At 63.1% G+C, this 17,643-nt stretch carries 15 protein-coding genes and 2 pseudogenes; 5 read left to right on the top strand and 12 right to left on the bottom strand.

The genetic code is table 11. The features are described from left to right. Nucleotides 1–50 precede the first annotated feature (50 nt). Nucleotides 51–3,044, top strand: coding sequence for an excinuclease ABC subunit UvrA (gene uvrA, locus H9K75_RS14440; protein ID WP_226858734.1), 2,994 nt, complete (start codon nucleotides 51–53; stop codon nucleotides 3,042–3,044). A 254-nt stretch (nucleotides 3,045–3,298) separates the two neighbouring features. After that, entirely contained in the window at nucleotides 3,299–4,822 is a 1,524-nt protein-coding gene (exaC, locus tag H9K75_RS14445) for an acetaldehyde dehydrogenase ExaC (protein WP_187723152.1), read from the top strand. Nucleotides 4,823–4,985: 163 nt separating this feature from the next. Here exaC and H9K75_RS14450 read toward each other — a convergent pair whose 3' ends face one another. The 3 genes from H9K75_RS14450 to pyrF are packed head-to-tail and all read right to left on the bottom strand — an operon-like array spanning nucleotide 4,986 to nucleotide 7,851. Then, the gene (locus tag H9K75_RS14450) at nucleotides 4,986–5,957 is read right to left on the bottom strand and encodes a M14 family metallopeptidase (protein ID WP_187723153.1); all 972 of its coding nucleotides are present in this window, start codon (nucleotides 5,955–5,957) and stop codon (nucleotides 4,986–4,988) included. 14 nt (nucleotides 5,958–5,971) lie between these two features. Beyond that, nucleotides 5,972–6,970, bottom strand: coding sequence for a Bug family tripartite tricarboxylate transporter substrate binding protein (locus tag H9K75_RS14455; RefSeq protein ID WP_187723154.1), 999 nt, complete (start codon nucleotides 6,968–6,970; stop codon nucleotides 5,972–5,974). 56 nt (nucleotides 6,971–7,026) lie between these two features. Beyond that, nucleotides 7,027–7,851, bottom strand: coding sequence for an orotidine-5'-phosphate decarboxylase (pyrF, locus tag H9K75_RS14460; RefSeq protein ID WP_187723155.1), 825 nt, complete (start codon nucleotides 7,849–7,851; stop codon nucleotides 7,027–7,029). A gap of 57 nt (nucleotides 7,852–7,908) precedes the next feature. Here pyrF and H9K75_RS14465 point away from each other — a divergent pair, with 57 nt between their 5' ends. Continuing rightward, complete coding sequence (locus tag H9K75_RS14465; RefSeq protein ID WP_187723156.1) at nucleotides 7,909–8,790, top strand: DMT family transporter; 882 nt, start codon at nucleotides 7,909–7,911, stop codon at nucleotides 8,788–8,790. A 105-nt stretch (nucleotides 8,791–8,895) separates the two neighbouring features. On the opposite strand, the gene H9K75_RS14470 is transcribed toward H9K75_RS14465, so the two are convergent. From H9K75_RS14470 to def, 9 genes and pseudogenes are all read right to left on the bottom strand, one after another. Next, nucleotides 8,896–9,264, bottom strand: a complete 369-nt coding sequence (locus H9K75_RS14470; RefSeq protein WP_264293804.1) for a FlgO family outer membrane protein — start codon at nucleotides 9,262–9,264, stop codon at nucleotides 8,896–8,898. Continuing rightward, on the bottom strand, nucleotides 9,237–9,476 hold the full coding sequence (locus tag H9K75_RS24025; protein WP_226858224.1) for an outer membrane protein assembly factor BamD: 240 nt from the start codon (nucleotides 9,474–9,476) through the stop codon (nucleotides 9,237–9,239). Before H9K75_RS24025 ends, H9K75_RS14470 begins: the two co-directional genes overlap by 28 nt. Further along, nucleotides 9,473–10,048 (bottom strand): hypothetical protein, encoded by a 576-nt coding sequence (locus H9K75_RS14475; protein ID WP_187723157.1) that lies wholly within the window; start codon nucleotides 10,046–10,048, stop codon nucleotides 9,473–9,475. Before H9K75_RS14475 ends, H9K75_RS24025 begins: the two co-directional genes overlap by 4 nt. A 176-nt stretch (nucleotides 10,049–10,224) precedes the next feature. Continuing rightward, nucleotides 10,225–11,418 carry a phosphoglycerate kinase gene (locus H9K75_RS14480; protein WP_187723158.1) on the bottom strand — a complete coding sequence of 398 codons (1,194 nt, stop codon included), beginning with the start codon at nucleotides 11,416–11,418 and terminating at the stop codon, nucleotides 10,225–10,227. Nucleotides 11,419–11,523: 105 nt separating this feature from the next. Beyond that, nucleotides 11,524–11,858, bottom strand: a pseudogene (locus tag H9K75_RS14485) (AzlD domain-containing protein). Then, nucleotides 11,855–12,642 (bottom strand): annotated as a pseudogene (locus H9K75_RS14490) (AzlC family ABC transporter permease). Before H9K75_RS14490 ends, H9K75_RS14485 begins: the two co-directional pseudogenes overlap by 4 nt. A 104-nt stretch (nucleotides 12,643–12,746) precedes the next feature. Further along, nucleotides 12,747–13,763: a methionyl-tRNA formyltransferase gene (gene fmt / locus H9K75_RS14495; protein WP_187723159.1), complete on the bottom strand. Its 1,017-nt coding sequence runs from the start codon at nucleotides 13,761–13,763 to the stop codon at nucleotides 12,747–12,749. Nucleotides 13,764–13,839: 76 nt separating this feature from the next. Beyond that, nucleotides 13,840–14,361 (bottom strand): hypothetical protein, encoded by a 522-nt coding sequence (locus H9K75_RS14500; RefSeq protein ID WP_187723160.1) that lies wholly within the window; start codon nucleotides 14,359–14,361, stop codon nucleotides 13,840–13,842. Then, nucleotides 14,358–14,870, bottom strand: a complete 513-nt coding sequence (gene def, locus H9K75_RS14505) for a peptide deformylase (protein WP_187723161.1) — start codon at nucleotides 14,868–14,870, stop codon at nucleotides 14,358–14,360. Before def ends, H9K75_RS14500 begins: the two co-directional genes overlap by 4 nt. 192 nt (nucleotides 14,871–15,062) lie before the next feature. Here def and H9K75_RS14510 point away from each other — a divergent pair, with 192 nt between their 5' ends. Together H9K75_RS14510 and dprA are read left to right on the top strand one after the other, a co-directional pair. Beyond that, nucleotides 15,063–16,298 (top strand): LysM peptidoglycan-binding domain-containing protein, encoded by a 1,236-nt coding sequence (locus H9K75_RS14510; protein WP_187723162.1) that lies wholly within the window; start codon nucleotides 15,063–15,065, stop codon nucleotides 16,296–16,298. A 102-nt stretch (nucleotides 16,299–16,400) separates the two neighbouring features. Next, nucleotides 16,401–17,588, top strand: coding sequence for a DNA-processing protein DprA (gene dprA / locus H9K75_RS14515; protein WP_187723163.1), 1,188 nt, complete (start codon nucleotides 16,401–16,403; stop codon nucleotides 17,586–17,588). The last annotated feature ends 55 nt before the right edge of the window (nucleotides 17,589–17,643 follow it).

Here is a 17,643-nt window from a genome sequence, read left to right on the forward strand (position 1 = left end):
CTGGTGCCGAGACCGACAAGCCGCGCGGCGTTCGCGATGACGGACGCTACATGGCCGATTCGCTGCGCCAGCGCCGCATCAGCATTCGCGGAGCGCGCACGCACAATCTCAAGAACATCGATCTGGACATCCCGCGCGACCAGCTCGTGGTGATCACGGGGCTGTCGGGTTCGGGCAAGTCGAGCCTCGCATTCGACACGCTGTATGCCGAAGGCCAGCGCCGTTACGTGGAGAGCCTGTCGACCTATGCGCGCCAGTTTCTGGGCAAGCTCGACAAGCCCGACGTCGACCTGATCGAAGGACTGTCGCCCGCCATCAGCATCGAGCAGAAGGCCACCAGCCACAACCCGCGCTCCACGGTCGGTACGGTCACCGAGATTTACGACTACCTGCGCCTGCTCTATGCGCGCGCCGGGACGCCGTATTGCCCCGACCACGGCCTGCCGCTTTCCTCGCAGACCGTGAGCCAGATGGTGGATGCCGTGCTGGCTCTGCCCGAGGACACGCGCATCATGTTGCTGGCGCCCGTCGCGCGGCAGAAAAAGGGTGAGTTCCAGGAGCTGTTCACGCAGATGCAGGCGCTCGGCTATGTGCGCTTTCGCGTCGATGGCAGCGTCTACGAGTTTGAAAATCTTCCGTCGCTCAAGAAAACCGAGAAGCACGACATCGACGTCGTGATCGACCGCCTCAAGGTACGGCCCGACGCCAAGCAACGCCTCGCCGAAAGCATCGAGGCCGTGCTGCGCGTGGGCGCTGCCGAGGGCAATGGCCGCGTGCTCGCGCTCGAGATGGATGGTGACAAGGAGCACTTGTTTTCCAGCAAGTTTGCCTGCCCGATCTGCAGCTATTCGCTGCCCGAGCTGGAGCCGCGCCTGTTTTCGTTCAATTCGCCGACCGGCGCGTGCCCGAGTTGCGATGGCATCGGCCAGCAGGAAGTGTTCGATGCCGAGCGCGTCGTGGCGTTTCCGTCGCTGAGTCTTGCGAGTGGAGCGATCAAGGGTTGGGATCGTCGCAACGGTTACTACTTCGCGATGCTGGAGAGCCTTGGCAGGCACTACGGTTTCGATGTGGAAACGCCGTTCGAGGCGCTGCCGGAACAGGTGCAGCGGGTGATTCTCCATGGCTCGGATACGGAGGAAATCGCCTTCACCTACCTGCTCGACAGCGGCCCGCAAAAGGGCAAGGCGGTGGAGCGCAGGCATCCGTTTGAAGGCATTCTGCCCAATATGGCGCGGCGTTATCGCGAGACCGATTCTTCCGTCGTGCGCGAGGATCTGGCGCGCTATCGCAGCACCCAGGCCTGCCCCGACTGCCACGGCGCGCGTTTGCGACGCGAGGCCCGCTTCGTGCGGGTCGGCGAGGGCGAGCAATCGCTGGCAATCTACGAGATCAGCCATCGCACGCTGGCGGATGCGCTCGCGTGGTTCGAGAACCTTCGGTTGCAAGGCGCCAAGGCCGAGATCGCCGACAAGGTGGTGCGCGAGATCGCCTCGCGGCTTAGCTTTCTCAACGACGTGGGGCTCAACTATCTGAGCCTGGATCGCAGTGCCGAAACGCTCTCGGGCGGCGAGGCGCAGCGCATTCGCCTGGCCAGCCAGATCGGCTCCGGATTGACCGGCGTGATGTATGTGCTCGATGAGCCCAGCATCGGCCTGCACCAGCGCGACAACGACCGGTTGATCGGCACGCTCCAGCATCTGCGCGACATCGGCAACAGCGTGATCGTGGTCGAGCATGACGAAGACATGATTCGCGCCGCAGACCACTGCGTGGACATGGGCCCGGGCGCGGGCGTGCACGGTGGCCGCGTCATGGCGCAGGGCACCTACGACGAGCTGTGCGCGGAGCCGAAGTCGCTGACCGGCCAATACCTCTCGGGCAAGCTCAGCATTCCCGTGCCCAGGCAGCGCACGCCGTGGAACCCGGTGCTCGAATCGGACCTGCCCGCCGCGCCGCAAAAACCGGCGAAGTCGCGCTTTCCCGAAACCCCCGCAAGCCGCCGCCGGGCCGAGCGCATGGAGGTGCATCGCGCCACGCAGGGCGACCTGCAGACCCTGCGCGTGATCGGTGCGACGGGGCACAGCCTCAAGAACGTGACGGCGGAATTTCCGGTCGGCCTGTTCACCTGCGTGACGGGTGTGTCCGGCTCGGGCAAGAGCACGCTCGTGAACGACACGCTGTACACCGCCGTCGCGCGCCAGCTCTACCGCGCGCACGAGGAGCCCGCGCCGCACGAGGCGATCGAGGGCATGGACTATTTCGACAAGTGCATCAACGTCGATCAGTCGCCGATCGGCCGCACGCCGCGCAGCAACCCGGCCACCTACACGGGCCTGTTCACGCCGATCCGTGAACTCATGGCCGAGACCAACACCGCGCGTGAGCGTGGCTACGGTCCGGGCCGCTTCAGCTTCAACGTTGCCGGTGGGCGCTGCGAAGCCTGTCAGGGCGATGGCGTGGTGAAAGTGGAAATGCACTTTCTGCCCGACGTGTATGTGCCCTGCGACGTCTGCCATGGCGAGCGCTACAACCGCGAAACGCTCGAGGTGCAGTGGAAGGGCAGGAACATTGCGCAGATTCTCGAACTCACCGTGGAGGATGCACATGCGTTCTTCAAGGACGTGCCGACCATCGCGCGCAAATTGCAGACCCTGCTCGACGTGGGCCTGTCGTACATCCGTCTCGGCCAAAGCGCAACCACGCTGTCGGGCGGCGAGGCCCAGCGCGTGAAGCTCGCGCAGGAACTGTCCAAGCGCGACACGGGCCGCACGCTGTACATCCTTGACGAGCCGACCACCGGCCTGCATTTTGCGGACATCGATCTGCTGCTCAAGGTGTTGCTGCAACTGCGCGATGCTGGCAACACCATCGTCGTGATCGAGCACAACCTGGACGTCATCAAGACGGCAGACTGGATCATCGACATGGGCCCGGAAGGCGGCGCGGGCGGCGGCATGGTGGTGGCCACCGGAACGCCCGAAGAGGTGGCGAAAAATCCCGCAAGCCATACGGGACAGTACCTGAAGCGGTATCTGACGCGCTGAAATGAGCGGCCCTGTCTGGCTTGCGCGCCCCCGTGGGTTGGGTGAACAGGCCCTGGCTTGAGCGAATGCGGCTGGCGACGTGCGGCGCGCCGGCCCGTTGCCGCCCCTCGTTCGGTCGTTGCAGTGCATAACGGTTATGCGAAGGCGTGGGTTTGGTTGTTGAGCGTCCGCAAGGAAATAAATGCCTTGGTAAAGAGAATGGTTCGCGTCATTTATTGACTCCTTCATCCAACGCAATTCTGGAGACTGCGCTCATGACCGTATATGCCGCACCCGGCGCCGCTGGCGCCAAGATCGCCTACCAATCCCGCTACGACAATTTCATCGGCGGCAAATTCGTGCCGCCCGTGAAGGGTCAGTATTTCGACGTGGTCACGCCGGTCAGCGGCAGGGTCTACACGCAGGCCGCGCGTTCCACCGCGGAGGACATCGAACTGGCGCTCGACGCGGCGCACGCGGCCGCCGAACCATGGGGCAAGACCGACGCCGCCACGCGCGCCAATGTGCTGCTCAAGATTGCCGATCGCATCGAAGCGAATCTGGAACTGCTCGCGTATGCCGAAACCGTCGATAACGGCAAGGCGATCCGCGAGACACTGAATGCCGACATTCCGCTGACCATCGACCACTTCCGCTATTTCGCGGGATGCCTGCGCGCGCAGGAAGGCGCGATCAGCGAGATCGACGAGAACACGGTCGCATATCACCTGCACGAACCGCTCGGCGTGGTCGGTCAGATCATTCCCTGGAATTTTCCGATCCTGATGGCTGCATGGAAGCTGGCTCCTGCGCTCGGCGCAGGCAACGCCGTGGTGCTCAAGCCTGCGGAAAGCACGCCCATCAGCATTCTGATCCTCGCCGAGCTGATTGCCGATTTGCTGCCGCCGGGAGTGCTCAATATTGTCAACGGCTTGGGCCGCGAGGCAGGCATGCCGCTCGCGACCAGCAAGCGCATCGCCAAGATCGCGTTCACCGGTTCAACCAGCACGGGCCGCGTGATCGCGCAGGCGGCGGCGAGCAATCTGATTCCGGCCACGCTCGAACTGGGTGGCAAATCGCCCAATATCTTCTTTGCCGACATCATGGACAAGGACGACGCATTCCTCGACAAGGCGGTCGAAGGACTGGTGCTGTTCGCGTTCAACCAGGGCGAAGTCTGCACCTGCCCGAGCCGTGCGCTGATTCAGGAGAGCGTCTACGACAGGTTCATGGAGCGCGTGCTCCAACGCGTTGCCGCGATCAAGCATGGCAACCCGCTCGATACCGATTCGATGATGGGCGCGCAGGCCAGCAAAGAGCAGCTCACCAAGATCCTGTCCTATCTGGAGATCGGCAAGCAGGAAGGCGCGCAGGTGCTGATCGGCGGCGAACAGGCCAGGCTCGGCGGTGAACTCGACGGTGGCTACTACGTGCAGCCCACGCTGTTCAAGGGCCACAACAAGATGCGCATCTTCCAGGAAGAAATCTTCGGCCCGGTGCTCGCCGTGACGACCTTCAAGGACGAGGCCGAGGCGCTCGCCATCGCCAACGACACGCCTTATGGTCTGGGCGCAGGCGTGTGGAGCCGCAACGGCAATGTGGCGTATCGCATGGGGCGTGCGATCAAGGCGGGGCGTGTGTGGACCAACTGCTATCACGCTTATCCGGCGCATGCCGCGTTTGGCGGGTACAAGGAATCGGGGATTGGGCGGGAAACTCACAAGATGATGTTGAATCATTACCAGCAGACCAAGAATCTGCTGGTGAGTTATGGGGAGAACAGGCTTGGGTTCTTTTGAGCTGCTACTTGTAGGGGGGGGGGCGCTCGTCGGGGCATTGATTCCCGGGCCGGGGGGCGCCCGGCGGCGCAGTTCCTTTTTTGCTTGCGCACAAAAAAGGAACCAAAAATGCGCTTGAAGCACTTCGCGTTGCTCGTGCCGGTGATCTCGCGACTTCGCGAGATCAGGAAATCAGCCTGCGGCGTGCGAAGCGTACTACCGTGACGCCTGCTCGCGCCTGGCGTGTGGAGGGCATGACGAGGACGCAGTCGTCGTAGGGCGTGGTGACGGCTTCGCCGTCGTTGTCGCCGATCACCGTGCCCGCTTTGGCGATGACTTCGAGACCGGTGAAGGCTTCTGTGAAGCTGAAGCGTTCACTCTTTGCGACGACTGGGCCGGTGACTTCCAATGCCCATTGACGCGGTGCGTCGGATTGACGCCAGTTCGCAAGTCTTGCATCGATAGTCGCGCGTGACACGGTCTGCGCGGCTTCGAGAAAGCGTGCGCACATGTCCTGCGCGACGACGCGGCTTTGCGGGTCACCGTGGAAGCCGCATTCGATGAGCAGCGTGCGTGAATCACCGGCCTGATCGTCGGGAAGACCGAAACGGCCATAGTCGCGCATGCGGGTGCCGTCCTTGTGGCCCGCGTCGATGACGATGTGTTCGGGTGAGCGCATCTGCCTCGCGAGTTCGAGGTTGCGGGGCTGCACCCCGGTCAGCGACAGCGGCGCACTGGGTTCGTGCATGGAATGCAGGTCGAGCACCCAGTCCGCCTTCCGGATGAACGGGCGCAGCAGCGCGGCGCGGCGGCGTTCGGCGGTGTCGGCAGCGTCGATGCGGTCGTCGCTCCACTGGCGGTTCAGGTCCTGATCGACGAAGCGCGATGCATCGTGATTTGCGGGATCGAATCTGTCGAATGCGTTGATGTTGCAGAACGCCAGCGTCAGCGTGCCCTGCTCGGGCCTGATGCTCGCGTCGAGCAGGCCCTTGAGCGCCCATGCGCCACACAGCTCATTGCCATGGATGAGGGCACTGATCAGCACATTGCGACCGGGCTTGCCGGAATCGAAATGCCAGACGCCTTCGACGCCGGTATTGCCTGCGCGCCATTGCGAGATGTCGGGGGCGGGGAGCTCAAAGGTCAGGGAACGCATGCTTTCCTCGCTGCTTATTCTTCGATCTTCGCGAATTGCACGATCTTGGTGTATTTGGCAATTTCCGAGTTAAGAAACTTGCCCATGTCCACATCGGGCGACGCAACGCTGGAGCCCGCCGCTGCCATCTTCTTGCGGAAGTCGGGTGATTTCAGCGTCTCGTTCAGCGCGGCCTTCAACTTGGTGGCGATGGGTTGGGGCAGGTTGGCGGGGGCCATGAGCGCGAACCACGAAGTGATGTCGACGTTCTTGAATTGTGGAAACTCCGCGAGCGCGGGAATGTCGGGCGTGGCGGGGGCGCGTTTGGCTTCGGTCGTGCCAAGCGCGATCACCTTGCCGGCCTTGATGTGCGGGAGGCCGCTGGAGAGCACGAACACGCCAAAGTCGATGTTGTTGCCGACGAGGTCGTTGGTCAGCGGTGCGACGCCGCGATACGGGATGTGCGTCATGAACAGGCCACCCTGCTCCTTGGTCATTTCGCCAGCGAGATGCAGCGCCGTGCCTACGCCCGAACTGCCGTAGCTGTACTTGCCGGGATGCTTCTTGACGAGCTGCGTGAACTCGTTGGCGTTTTTCACGCCGGAGTTGATCGACGCCACCAGCACCATGGGCTGCGAGCCGATCAGGCCGATGGGCGTGAACTGATTGATGTTGTACTTGACGCTTTTGGCGACGAGCTTGGCAATCGCGAGCTCGTTGTTTGCACCGACGAGCAGCGTATAGCCGTCGGCCGCGGCGCCTGCCACCTTCTGCGCGCCGATGGTGCCGCCCGCGCCGCCGAGGTTTTCGATCACCACCGGCTGGCCGAGGCGGTTGGAGAGCTCGGCACCCACCAGACGGCCCATCAGGTCGGTGCTGCCTCCGGGCGGGTAACCGACGACGATGGTAATGGGCTTGGTGGGCCATGCGGCCGGGTCTTGCGCCATCGTGGGCAAGGCGGCGACCAGCAGCGAGAGGCCACAGGCCATGGCGACCGCACGTCGGCGAGAAATCAGGGGAGGGTGACGGCGCATGGTGGCTCCGGTTCTTTGTTGTGGATGACGGTGACGGTGAGAGGAGCCTGCTGGCTTCACGCGCGCGCTGCGTTCAGCGTGTCCCGCGTGGCAAGCGCCGCCGTGCGGGCCGCTTGGGCGAAGTCGTCTGCGGAGGATGCGTAGAGGATTGCGCGCGAGGAGTTCACCGCGATCAGCCCCTCCTGCGTGAGTCCCGCGCGCACGGTGGCCACCGCATCGCCGCCCTGTGCGCCTACGCCGGGGATCAGCAGGGGCAGTGTCGGCGCGAGCGCACGCACGCGTTCGATTTCGGCAGGGTAGGTTGCGCCGACGACGAGGCCGAGCTGCCCGTTGGTGTTCCACGGACCTTGCGCGAGTCGCGCAACATGTTCGTAGAGCAGCGGCTGGCCGTCTATGTCGGCCAGGCGCTGCGCCTGCAGATCATTGCCGCCGGGGTTCGAGGTACGGCACAGCAGGAACGCGCCCTTGCCGTGGTATTGCAGATAGGGCTCCACCGAGTCGAACCCCATGAACGGCGAGAGCGTGACCGCGTCGGCTCCGTAGCGCTCGAAGGCTTCCTTGGCGTACTGCTCGGCGGTGGAGCCGATGTCGCCGCGCTTGGCGTCGAGAATCACCGGCACGTGCGGGGCCGAGGCGCGCATGTGTCGCATCAGCCGCTCGAGCTGGTCTTCGGCGCCGTGGGCCGCAAAGTAGGCAATCTGCGGCTTGAAGGAGTTGGCCAGATCGGCGGTCGCATCGACGATGGCAGCGCAGAAATCGTAGATCCTGTGGGCGTCTCCGCGCAGCGCTTGCGGAAAGCGGCTGGGCTCGGGGTCCAGGCCCACGCACAGCAGGGATTGGTTTTGCGTCGTGGCGTCGCGCAGCATTTCGGTGAAGGTCATGGGCGCAATTTTAGTAGTGCGGGCAAGAAATGCCTCGCGCAGGCAGAATCGGGCGCTATGCCTTCGTTTACTAGACGCCAGCTGGTGCTGCTGGTCATGCTCACTGCGATCTGGGGTCTGAACTGGCCCGTGATGAAGCACGGGCTTGCAAACTTTCCACCGCTCACCTTCCGCGCCGCATCGCTGGTGATCTGTCTTGCCGTGGTCGGCCTGGTCATGAAGGTGCAGAAGATCAGTTTTCATGTTCCGCGCGAGTACTGGGGCACGGTGCTCAAGCTGGCCATTCCCAACGTGATCATCTGGCACTGCCTGATGATTCTTGCGATTCCCAATCTCTCGAGCGGCCGCGCGGCGATTCTGGCCTATACGATGCCGATCTTCTCGGCGATCGTGGGCAGTGTGGTCTTCAAGGACCGGCTGGCATCGCGCGCCTGGATCGGCGTGGGTGCGGCGGCCCTCGGCGTGGTGCTGCTGCTGTGGCACGAGGTCGGGGCGCTGGGCAGCAAGCCCTTCGGGATGATGCTGATGCTGACCTCGGCGCTGAGCTGGGCCGTGGGCACGCAGCTATTGCGACGCACCCAGCTTCCGGTGCCGCTTCTGACGCTGTCGTTCTGGATGATCGCGCTCGCCAGTGTCGTGCTGGTGATCGTCGCCGCCGTGTTCGAGCATGAGCGCTGGACGATGCCCGATGGCGCGGCCACGTTCGGCATTCTGTACAACGCAATTCTCGCGCTGGGGTTTGCGCAGATCACCTGGTTCTTTCTGGCGCGCAGCTTGCCGCCCGTGGCATCGACCCTGAGCGTGATGCTGATTCCGGTGATCGGCGTGTTCAGTGGTTCGCTGCTGCTCGGCGAAGTGCTGCACTGGCAGGACTGGACCGCCGTGGGACTGATGATGGTGGCCATCGCTTCGGTCCTCATGCCCGCGCGCAAGACTTGAAAGAGAGAGGGCCTTGAGACACGGAGCGGCGCCCGTTTCGCTTCGATGGCTGCGCAAAAAGAAACCGCCCGAGGGCGGTTTCTTTTTGGCCGTCTGGTGCGAGTATCAACGAACGGTGGAGCCCAGCAGGCGCTTCACGTCGCGATCCATGGGCAGGGCGTAGTCATGTCCACGAATGATGCGGCTGTCGTCGGTGCGCACGAGCTTCAAGCTCACGTAGGTGTAGGCGGCAGCGGGGGAATAGGTGCCCACCAAAACCATCACGGCGTTGTGCTGGCGTGCGATGTCGCGCACTTCACGCGACAGCAGCAGTTCGCCCGCGCCTTCGCGCACGAACAGGTTGCCGCGCAGCTTGATTTCCTTGACATTGAAACCGGCCATCGCCATGTTGGTGGCGTACTGCTCGGACAACGTGCGACCCAGCGGAGCGGAGCGCGTGGTGTCGTTCACGTCCACGATGGTGGCGACAAGCACCGGACCCGGGCCGACGGAGTCGACATCCAGACCCCGAGCAGCTTGGCAACGGCGTCCTTGCTGCTGTTCAGGAAGGCGTTCTCGCCCGCTTCCTTGTAGGTGGGCTCGATGCGCGTAGACACGGGTTCAGGCCGAAACGCCGAGCAACCGGCGAGCACCGAGGCTGCCGCGAGGGTGAGCGCGAATTTGCTGCTGATCGATTTCATCATCATTGACCCACCACCTTCACGTTGACAGGGCGCATGTGGTTCGGCTTGGCGAACAACGGTACGTCGGCATTGGCGAGGTAGTAAACGTCGGTCTTGCGGGCGACGTACTGACCGTTGTGCGTGACCGAGGTGGTCAGGATGACTTCGGTGTTCGAGCCCGAGGGATGGGCCTCTTCGGTGTACACGCCGACGTTGGCGTGGCCCGAGGTCTTGACCACGTGAGCGTGATAAGTCACTTGCAGACGCTGATTGGGATCGGTGTACACCTTGACGCCAGTGTCGGTCAGGCGGGTGATCAGCAGCTCGCGGAAGGCCGCATCGAAGGAGCTCGGGTTGGCGGGCATCGCGACGTACACCGGCGTGTCGGCTGCAAAGCCGGAGCGCAGCAGCATGTCGTGCGTCTGGGACGCGGCATCCTGGGACAGGGCGTCCCAATGACCGGCCGCGCGAACCTTGTTCTGACTGGTCTCGCCGAAATTCTTGGTCAACGGTACCGGCGGTGTGCCGCAACCCGACAGTGCAACCGCCACGCCGGCCACTGCCACTGCAAGGCCGAGCTTCTTGTAAATCGCCATATTTCCCTCCATACCAATAAATGATGGGAGCGAAAACGGCACCCCCAGGATCACTATCGATTCTGGTCAGAGACGTTACAAAAAACAAGAGAAATTATGGATAAGTGCATGGCAATGCAGCATTTCTGTTGTTTTGTACGCAGTTTCTTACATCGACCAGGGCGGGGGCGACCCGTTCACGAAGCCGCGCGCTTTTGCAGAATTTCGAAGGCGGGGAGCGTCTTGCCTTCCAGCACTTCGAGGAACGCGCCGCCGCCGGTAGAGATGTAACCGATATCCTTTTCGATGCCGTACTTGGCGATCGCGGCCAGCGTGTCACCGCCGCCCGCGATGCTGAACGCGCTGGAGTCGGCGATGGCCTGCGCCACGACCTTGGTACCGTTCGCGAACTGGTCGAATTCGAACACGCCGACCGGGCCGTTCCAGACGATGGTGCCGGCAGCCTTGAGCTGGGTGGCCAGTTTGGCGGCGGTTTCCGGGCCGATGTCCAGGATCATGTCGTCGTCGGCCACCTCGGTCGCCTTCTTGACCGTGGCGACTGCGTCCGCAGCAAAATTGCGCGCAACCACCACGTCGGTCGGAATCGGCACCTCCGCGCCGCGCGCCTTCATCGATTCGATCACGGCCTTGGCCTCGCCGACCAGATCGGGCTCGGCCAGCGATTTGCCGATGTTGAGACCAGCCGCCAGCATGAAGGTGTTCGCAATGCCACCGCCCACGATGAGCCCGTCCACGTTGCTCGACAGGCTTTTCAGAATGGTCAGCTTGGTCGAAACCTTGGAGCCGGCCACGATGGCAACCAGTGGGCGCCTGGGATTGGCCAGCGCCTTGGTGATGGCGTCGATCTCGGCGGCCAGCAGCGGCCCTGCACAGGCGATTTTTGCGTATTCGGCGATGCCGTAGGTCGTGCCCTCGGCGCGATGGGCAGTGCCGAAGGCGTCGTTCACATAGATGTCGCAGAGCTTGGCCATCTTCCGGGCCAGTTCGGGGCTGTTCTTTTTCTCACCCTTGTTGAGGCGGCAATTTTCCAGCATCACGAGTTGGCCGGGCTGGACGTCAACGCCATCGACCCAGTCAGCGATGACGGGAATGTCCCGGCCCATGAGTTCGGACATGCGCGCGGCGACGGGGGCGAGCGAATCCTCTGGCTTGAACTCGCCTTCGGTGGGGCGACCCAGATGGCTGGTCACCATGACGGCGGCACCGGCGTCCAGTGCCATTTGAATGCAGGGAATCGAGGCGCGAATGCGCGTATCTTCGGTGATCTTGCCGCTATCGTCTTGTGGGACGTTCAGGTCGGCACGAATGAAAACGCGCTCTCCAGTAGACTTGCCCTGTGCGCAGATGTCGGAAAAACGAAGAATGTGCATGATGATTTCTGGTAAAGGGAACGGCACCGGACCGCAACTCGCCGTCACGGCACAGACATGAATCTGCCACCGATTGTAGGTGTCGCCGGTTCCTGGCGCGCTGGCTTACCAGCCGAGTCCGATATGCAGCGGCAGATAAATGATCATGCCCACGAGGATCGTGCCGAGGATTCCGCGCCTGGTGTAGTAGTAAGTCACGGCGCCCACCAGCGCTGGCAGGCGCGCATCCATCAGCGTGTGAATGAATTTGCCCTGAGTCATGAACAGCTCGGGCACGATCACCGCCCCAGCGCGGCAAGCGGCGCGTACTTCAGACCGCGCCGCAGCCACTCGGGCATGGGGAGGTCCTTGTCTGAAATCATGAAAAACGAGCGCGTGACCAAGGTGATGATCGCGAGGCCCAGTGTCGCGAGAATCATTTCGAGCGCATACCAGATCATGGGCGAGGCCCTCCTGGTTCGTCGGGAGGGCGACCTTCCCGTGGCTCGAGTTCCTCGTCCAGCCTGGCTTCCGCCGTTTGCCGCAGTTTGAAGCGCTTGAACTGCCGGTCAGCCTCTTCGAACATCAGGCCCGCGGCCACGGCCGCGAGCACGGCGACCAGGATATTCATCTTGAGCGGTAGCGCGTACGCGGCCACGGCTGCCGTGCCGGCCACCGCCGTCGCAAGCACGGTGAAGCGGTCGTTGATCATCGACAACAATATCCCGAGCAAGGCGAGCACACCTGCAAACCCCAAACCCACGACAACGGGATCGCATTGGCGAGCAACATGCCGGCAATGGACGGTATCTGCCACATGAGCCAGTTCGTGGATGCCGCCCCGGCGAAATAGGCGATCTGGCCGGGAGCTGGTTTTGCTTCCGGAAAACGCTTCATGAAGCCGACAAATATGACGTCTCCACTGAAATATCCAAGCAGAAGACGTTTGTTTCGTGGGAATTCGTGAAAATAGCTGCGCCACATCTGGCTGAAGATCACGAAACGCAGATTCACGCAGGCGGCAGTAAGCCAGATCACCCAGAGTGGCGCGCCAGCCACCAGCAACGGCAGCACGGCCAGCTGCGCGCTGCCCGCATACACCAGCAGGGACATGAAAATCGCGAGCGGCACGGGTAGCCCGCTTTTGACCATGGCCACACCGGTCACCAGACCTCAGGCAGCAATGCCGATACCGGTGCCGAACATGTCGGTCACGCCCAGTTTGTAATAGGGCTCGCGCATCATCTCCCGCCACCACGCCCATTGCTCCCTGGCAAATTGCCGCAGGCGCACGGCTTGCTCGGATAGGGATAGGCGACTCATGGATGCGGGCGGACGGGTGCGGGCAGTTAGGCAGGTTGTCTATCAGATTGAAAAATATCGCCGACGTTGAGCGGAAAACCGCGCAAAAAGTCCGCAAAAGCGAGCCGTTTTCCGCCCGCACGTTGCAACGTGGTCAGGCGCAGAACGGTGTGGTCGCCACAAGCAACGTCGATGCCGTCGCCGCTGATGTTCAAAATTTGGCCGGGAATTGAATTCTGCACGCTGGCTCGCGATTGCGCTTGCGCTGCGGAATCGGCCGGGAAATCCGGCGCTGGCTCGGCGGCCCAAATCTTCACGGTTTCGCCATGGAGCATCGTGGAAGCGGCAGGGAAGGGATCGAAGGCACGCACGCGCCGCGCGATGACGGGGGCGGCTTCCGTCCAGTCGATGGCGCTTTCGGCCTTTTCGATTTTGTGCGCGTAAGTCACGCCTTCTTCGGGCTGTTGCACGGGCACAAGCTGGCCGCAGGCGGCGATCTCGAGAGCCTCGACGATCAATCGACCGCCTAGCTCGGCGAGCTTGTCGTGCAGCGTGGCCGTGGTGTCGCGCGCGGAGATGGCAAGCGACTCGCCCAGCAGCATGTCGCCGGTATCCAGCCCGGCGTCCATCTGCATGATCGTCACGCCGGTCTGTGCGTCACCGGCCTCGATGGCGCGATGGATCGGTGCCGCGCCGCGCCAGCGCGGCAACAGGCTCGCGTGGATGTTCAGGCAGCCCAGCCGGGGCAGGTCGAGCACCCATTGCGGCAGGATGAGTCCGTAGGCCGCCACGATCATGCAGTCTGCGCCGCTCGCGAGCAGCGCTTCATGGGCGGCTCGGGCGTCCTCGGGATACTTGCCATCCAGACGCAGGCTGCGCGGCTGGCTCACGGGGATGCCTCGCTCCAGCGCAGATTGTTTGACGGGTGAAGCCTGCAGCTTCATGCCGCGACCGGCGGGGCGATCAGGTTGGGTGAGCACCAGCGGAATCTCGAAGCCGGCTGCAATCAACCGCCGAAGCGCTACGGCTGCAAATTCGGGCGTGCCGGCAAAAACGATCTTCATGCTGCTTATCCTGAAAGCTGGGGTCTATGGGCTGTGCCTGCCGTTCCGCGGTGGGCGCGACAGGCTGGCGGCGGCTTCAGAAAGCGCGGAAATCGTCGGCCGTGGGCTCGTCCGTGAACATCACCTTGGCGACGCGGTCATCGAGGCCGATGTGAATGTGGCCGAGGCGGCGCAGATTCATGTCGTCCATGAAGCGGTAAGTCCAGACCTTGCCCCTGAAGCTGGCGACTTCGGTGATTTCATACGGCGGACCGAAGAAGTCGAGTACCTGATGACGCGTCGAGCCCACGGGAAAGCGCGAGAGATGCAGGAAATCCAGCACCTGATTGAACGAGGTCAGGCGCCCGGCGGCGTCGAAATTCGCGTGATACACCTCGCGGCCCATCGGCAGCGTGGAATACAGCCAGCGCTGGCCGCCCTCGGGCAGAGTGCTCACATTGAGCGGCGCGCCCATGTGGGACTGCACCTGCGCCGTGCTTGCTCCAGGTTCCGGTGCGCTGAAATGCGCACAACCGGTAAGCGCCGCGCCCAGTAAGAGTGTCGCGGCGACCGTGCGAAGGCTGACAGGCCAGGATCTGCCTGCCGTGCGCGTCGTCATACGCGCTCCTCGCTCTTCTTCTGCTTGAGCAATTTGGTCTTGATGCGGTTGCGCTTGAGTGGCGAGAGATATTCGACGAACACCTTGCCGATCAGGTGATCGAGCTCGTGCTGCACGCATACCGCGAGCAGGCCATCCGCCTCGATCACGCGCGACTGGCCGTCGCGATCGAGGGCGCGCACATGCACCTGCTCCGAGCGCTCCACGCCGTCGTAGATGCCGGGAACGGACAGGCAGCCCTCGTCGCCGACCAGCTTTTCGTCGCTATACCAGGTGATCTCGGGATTGATCAGCACCATGGGCTGGTCGCGATCCTCCGACACGTCGATCACGACGATGCGTTCGTGGACATCGACCTGCGTGGCGGCGAGGCCGATGCCGTTGGCGTCGTACATGGTCGCGAGCATGTCGTCGAGAATCGTGCGCACGCGTTCGTCCACGACTTCAACAGGCTTGGCAACCTTGTGCAGTCGCGGGTCGGGGTAACAGAGAATGGGAAGAATTGCCATGTGCAACGGATGAATATGTCGGTATTTTCGCCACTTTTGCCGATTCCTGCGGCAGCGGCACGCAATAATCATTGCTCTATCAAGGGCTTGGGCTGAGAATCTGAGATTGTTTGTAACGTTGTGCGTGCAAATGCCAAGAATCTTTTTCTATGGCGCACCAAGGCAATATGGTCGTTGAGAGGGCGAATTTCAATGCGTGAAAAGATGAACAACAAGGCCGGTCCTTCCAAAGCAAGCGTCTCGCGAGTGGCGGCGGCGCTGGCATTGACGGCTGGTTCGATGTTGGCCTCAGGGGCGCATGCACAGCAGTATCCGGTGACACCGAAGCAGCGCGCCACCGCGCAGCAGGTCGCATCGCGCGGCGTGCCGGTGTCCGAGCTCAATGCCAATGCGCCGGAGACCTACGTCGTCAAGCGCGGCGACACGCTCTGGTCGATTTCAGGCATGTATCTCGCAAAGCCCTGGCGCTGGCCGGAATTGTGGGGCATGAACATGGATGCGATCCGCAATCCCCACCTGATCTACCCCGGTCAGACCCTGTATCTGGAGAAGATCAACGGTCTTGCGCGCCTGTCCACCCGCGCGGGTCGCGGAGGCGGTGACTCCGAAACCGTGCGCATCACGCCGCGCACGCGCACCGACAGTGTCTCGGGCACGGCGCTGCCCACCGTGCCGCAGCATCTGATCGAACCGTTTCTCGTCGAGCCCGAAGTGCTGCCCGGAAACGCGCTGGAACTGGCCCCGCGCATCGTGGCGGCCACCGAGACCCGCACCATCCAGAGTGCTGGCGACCGCGTCTATGCGCGCAGCGCCAGCGGCCAGGCGCTGCTGACCGATCCGGGTGAAGATCGCACCTTCCGCATTTTCCGCAACGCCATTCCCATGAGAGACCCCGAAACCGGAGCGATTCTGGGCTACGAGGCGCAATACGTGGGCCGCGCCGAAATGGTTCGTGGCGAGACGCAGGAAGTCACGCCCGACGGCCAGGGTGGCCGCACGGTGGATCCGGTTCCAGCGACGCTCGACATCATCTCCGTCAAGGAAGAAGTGCGTGTGGGTGACCGCCTGTTGCCGCTGGCTCCGCGCAGCTTCATGAACTATGTTCCACGCGCTCCCTACGATGAAGTGGATGCACGCGTTGTTTCGATCTATGGCAGTGCTTCGGTCACCAATGCGGGCCAGAATCAGGTGGTGTCAATCAACCGCGGCGCCAACGATGGACTGGAGCCCGGCATGATTCTTACCGTGCTGACCAAGGGTGATCGCATCCGCGACAAGACCGATAGCAGTCGCACCATGATCAAGCTGCCGAGCGAGGCCAATGGCATGGCAATGGTGTTCCGCACCTTTGACAACGTGTCCTACGCGCTGCTGCTGCAGGTGCGCTATGGCGTGACCGTGGGTGACCGGTTGGTGAATCCGCAATAGCGCGGATATGCCGTGCCGGTGCTCCACCGGCCCGGCTCACGGGAAGAAGGAAATGCCGGATCGTCCTCGCGAGCCGGCATTTTTCATTGGAAGAGGCAAAAGATGATGCGTGATGAATTGACGGCCTGGCTGCGCCTCACGGCGACGCCCGGCGTGGGCAACCTGTCTTCGCGCAGGCTGTTGGCCACTTTCGGCATGCCTCAGGAGATTTTTGCGCAGCCGCTGGTCGCGTTGCAGGCCTGCGTATCGGGCTCGCAGGCGCAGGCCCTGACCGACACGCCGGACAACCTCAACAAAATGGTGGAGCAGACCGTGCAGTGGCTCGACGCTCCGGCGGCCAATCAGAACATGCCCGCCCGCGCGATCTGCACGCTGGGCGACCCGGGCTATCCCGAGCACCTGCTCGCAACCGAAGATCCGCCGCTGCTGCTCTATGTCGAGGGCGCCCGCGCGTTGCTGGAAAACGGGGGATTGGCCGCAGCCAGCAAACATTGCCTCGCCATGGTCGGCAGTCGCAATCCGACGCTTCAAGGACGAGAGAACGCGCGGCAGTTTGCGAGAGCGCTTCGCGAAGCGGGGCTGACCATCGTCTCCGGCCTGGCGCTTGGCATTGACGCGGCAGCCCATGAGGGCGCGCTCGCGGCCGATGCCCGGCCATCGTCGGCCGCGACCATCGCGGTCGTGGGTACGGGGCTTGATCGCGTCTATCCGCGCTCCCATCAGAATCTGGCCACCCGCATCGCGCACAGCGGCATTCTGGTGAGCGAATATCCACTGGGCACACCGCCGCTGGCCGCGAATTTTCCCCGGCGCAATCGCATCATCTCGGGCCTGTCACTCGGCACGCTGGTGGTGGAGGCGGCGCTGGCGTCCGGATCGTTGATCACGGCGCGGCTCGCAAGCGAACAGGGACGCGAGGTTTTTGCGATTCCGGGCTCGATTCACGCGCCTCAGTCGCATGGCTGCCACGCGTTGCTGCGGCAAGGCGCGAAACTGGTGGAGTCGGCGCAGGACGTGCTCGAGGAACTGCTGATGCCGCGCCCGAGCGGCTCGGATATGCCCGTCGATCTGGACCAATATGCCTTGGTGCGCACGGGCACCGAACATCTGTCGTGCGAGCAGCATGATCTGTTGGGCGCTCTCGGATTTGACCCGGTGGGGCTCGACGCGCTCGTTGCCCGTACCGGTTGGGACGCGGCGACGCTGCAGGTGCAGCTTCTGCAACTCGAACTTGATGGCCATGTGGCTCGCATGCCCGGCGGGCTCTACCAAAGGCTGGCGAGCGGATAAGAAAAAAGCCGCCTGGTCGATCAACCGGCGGCTTTCTTCGGGGTAGTCTGGAGCA

This window comes from Diaphorobacter aerolatus (genome assembly GCF_014489535.1).
Taxonomy (GTDB): Bacteria; Pseudomonadota; Gammaproteobacteria; order Burkholderiales; family Burkholderiaceae_C; genus Diaphorobacter_A; species Diaphorobacter_A aerolatus.

Excerpts from the sequence above, each read along its gene's own strand:
- H9K75_RS14480 (WP_187723158.1), bottom strand. The coding sequence starts at position 11,418 with ATGCACATTCTTCGTTTTTCCGACATCTGCGCACAGGGCAAGTCTACT.
- H9K75_RS14455 (WP_187723154.1), bottom strand. The coding sequence starts at position 6,970 with ATGCGCCGTCACCCTCCCCTGATTTCTCGCCGACGTGCGGTCGCCATG.
- pyrF (WP_187723155.1), bottom strand. The coding sequence starts at position 7,851 with ATGACCTTCACCGAAATGCTGCGCGACGCCACGACGCAAAACCAATCC.
- uvrA (WP_226858734.1), top strand. The coding sequence starts at position 51 with ATGGCCGATTCGCTGCGCCAGCGCCGCATCAGCATTCGCGGAGCGCGC.
- H9K75_RS24025 (WP_226858224.1), bottom strand. The coding sequence starts at position 9,476 with ATGATGATGAAATCGATCAGCAGCAAATTCGCGCTCACCCTCGCGGCA.
- exaC (WP_187723152.1), top strand. The coding sequence starts at position 3,299 with ATGACCGTATATGCCGCACCCGGCGCCGCTGGCGCCAAGATCGCCTAC.
- H9K75_RS14450 (WP_187723153.1), bottom strand. The coding sequence starts at position 5,957 with ATGCGTTCCCTGACCTTTGAGCTCCCCGCCCCCGACATCTCGCAATGG.
- H9K75_RS14465 (WP_187723156.1), top strand. The coding sequence starts at position 7,909 with ATGCCTTCGTTTACTAGACGCCAGCTGGTGCTGCTGGTCATGCTCACT.
- fmt (WP_187723159.1), bottom strand. The coding sequence starts at position 13,763 with ATGAAGATCGTTTTTGCCGGCACGCCCGAATTTGCAGCCGTAGCGCTT.
- def (WP_187723161.1), bottom strand. The coding sequence starts at position 14,870 with ATGGCAATTCTTCCCATTCTCTGTTACCCCGACCCGCGACTGCACAAG.
- H9K75_RS14500 (WP_187723160.1), bottom strand. The coding sequence starts at position 14,361 with ATGACGACGCGCACGGCAGGCAGATCCTGGCCTGTCAGCCTTCGCACG.
- H9K75_RS14510 (WP_187723162.1), top strand. The coding sequence starts at position 15,063 with ATGCGTGAAAAGATGAACAACAAGGCCGGTCCTTCCAAAGCAAGCGTC.
- H9K75_RS14475 (WP_187723157.1), bottom strand. The coding sequence starts at position 10,048 with ATGGCGATTTACAAGAAGCTCGGCCTTGCAGTGGCAGTGGCCGGCGTG.
- dprA (WP_187723163.1), top strand. The coding sequence starts at position 16,401 with ATGATGCGTGATGAATTGACGGCCTGGCTGCGCCTCACGGCGACGCCC.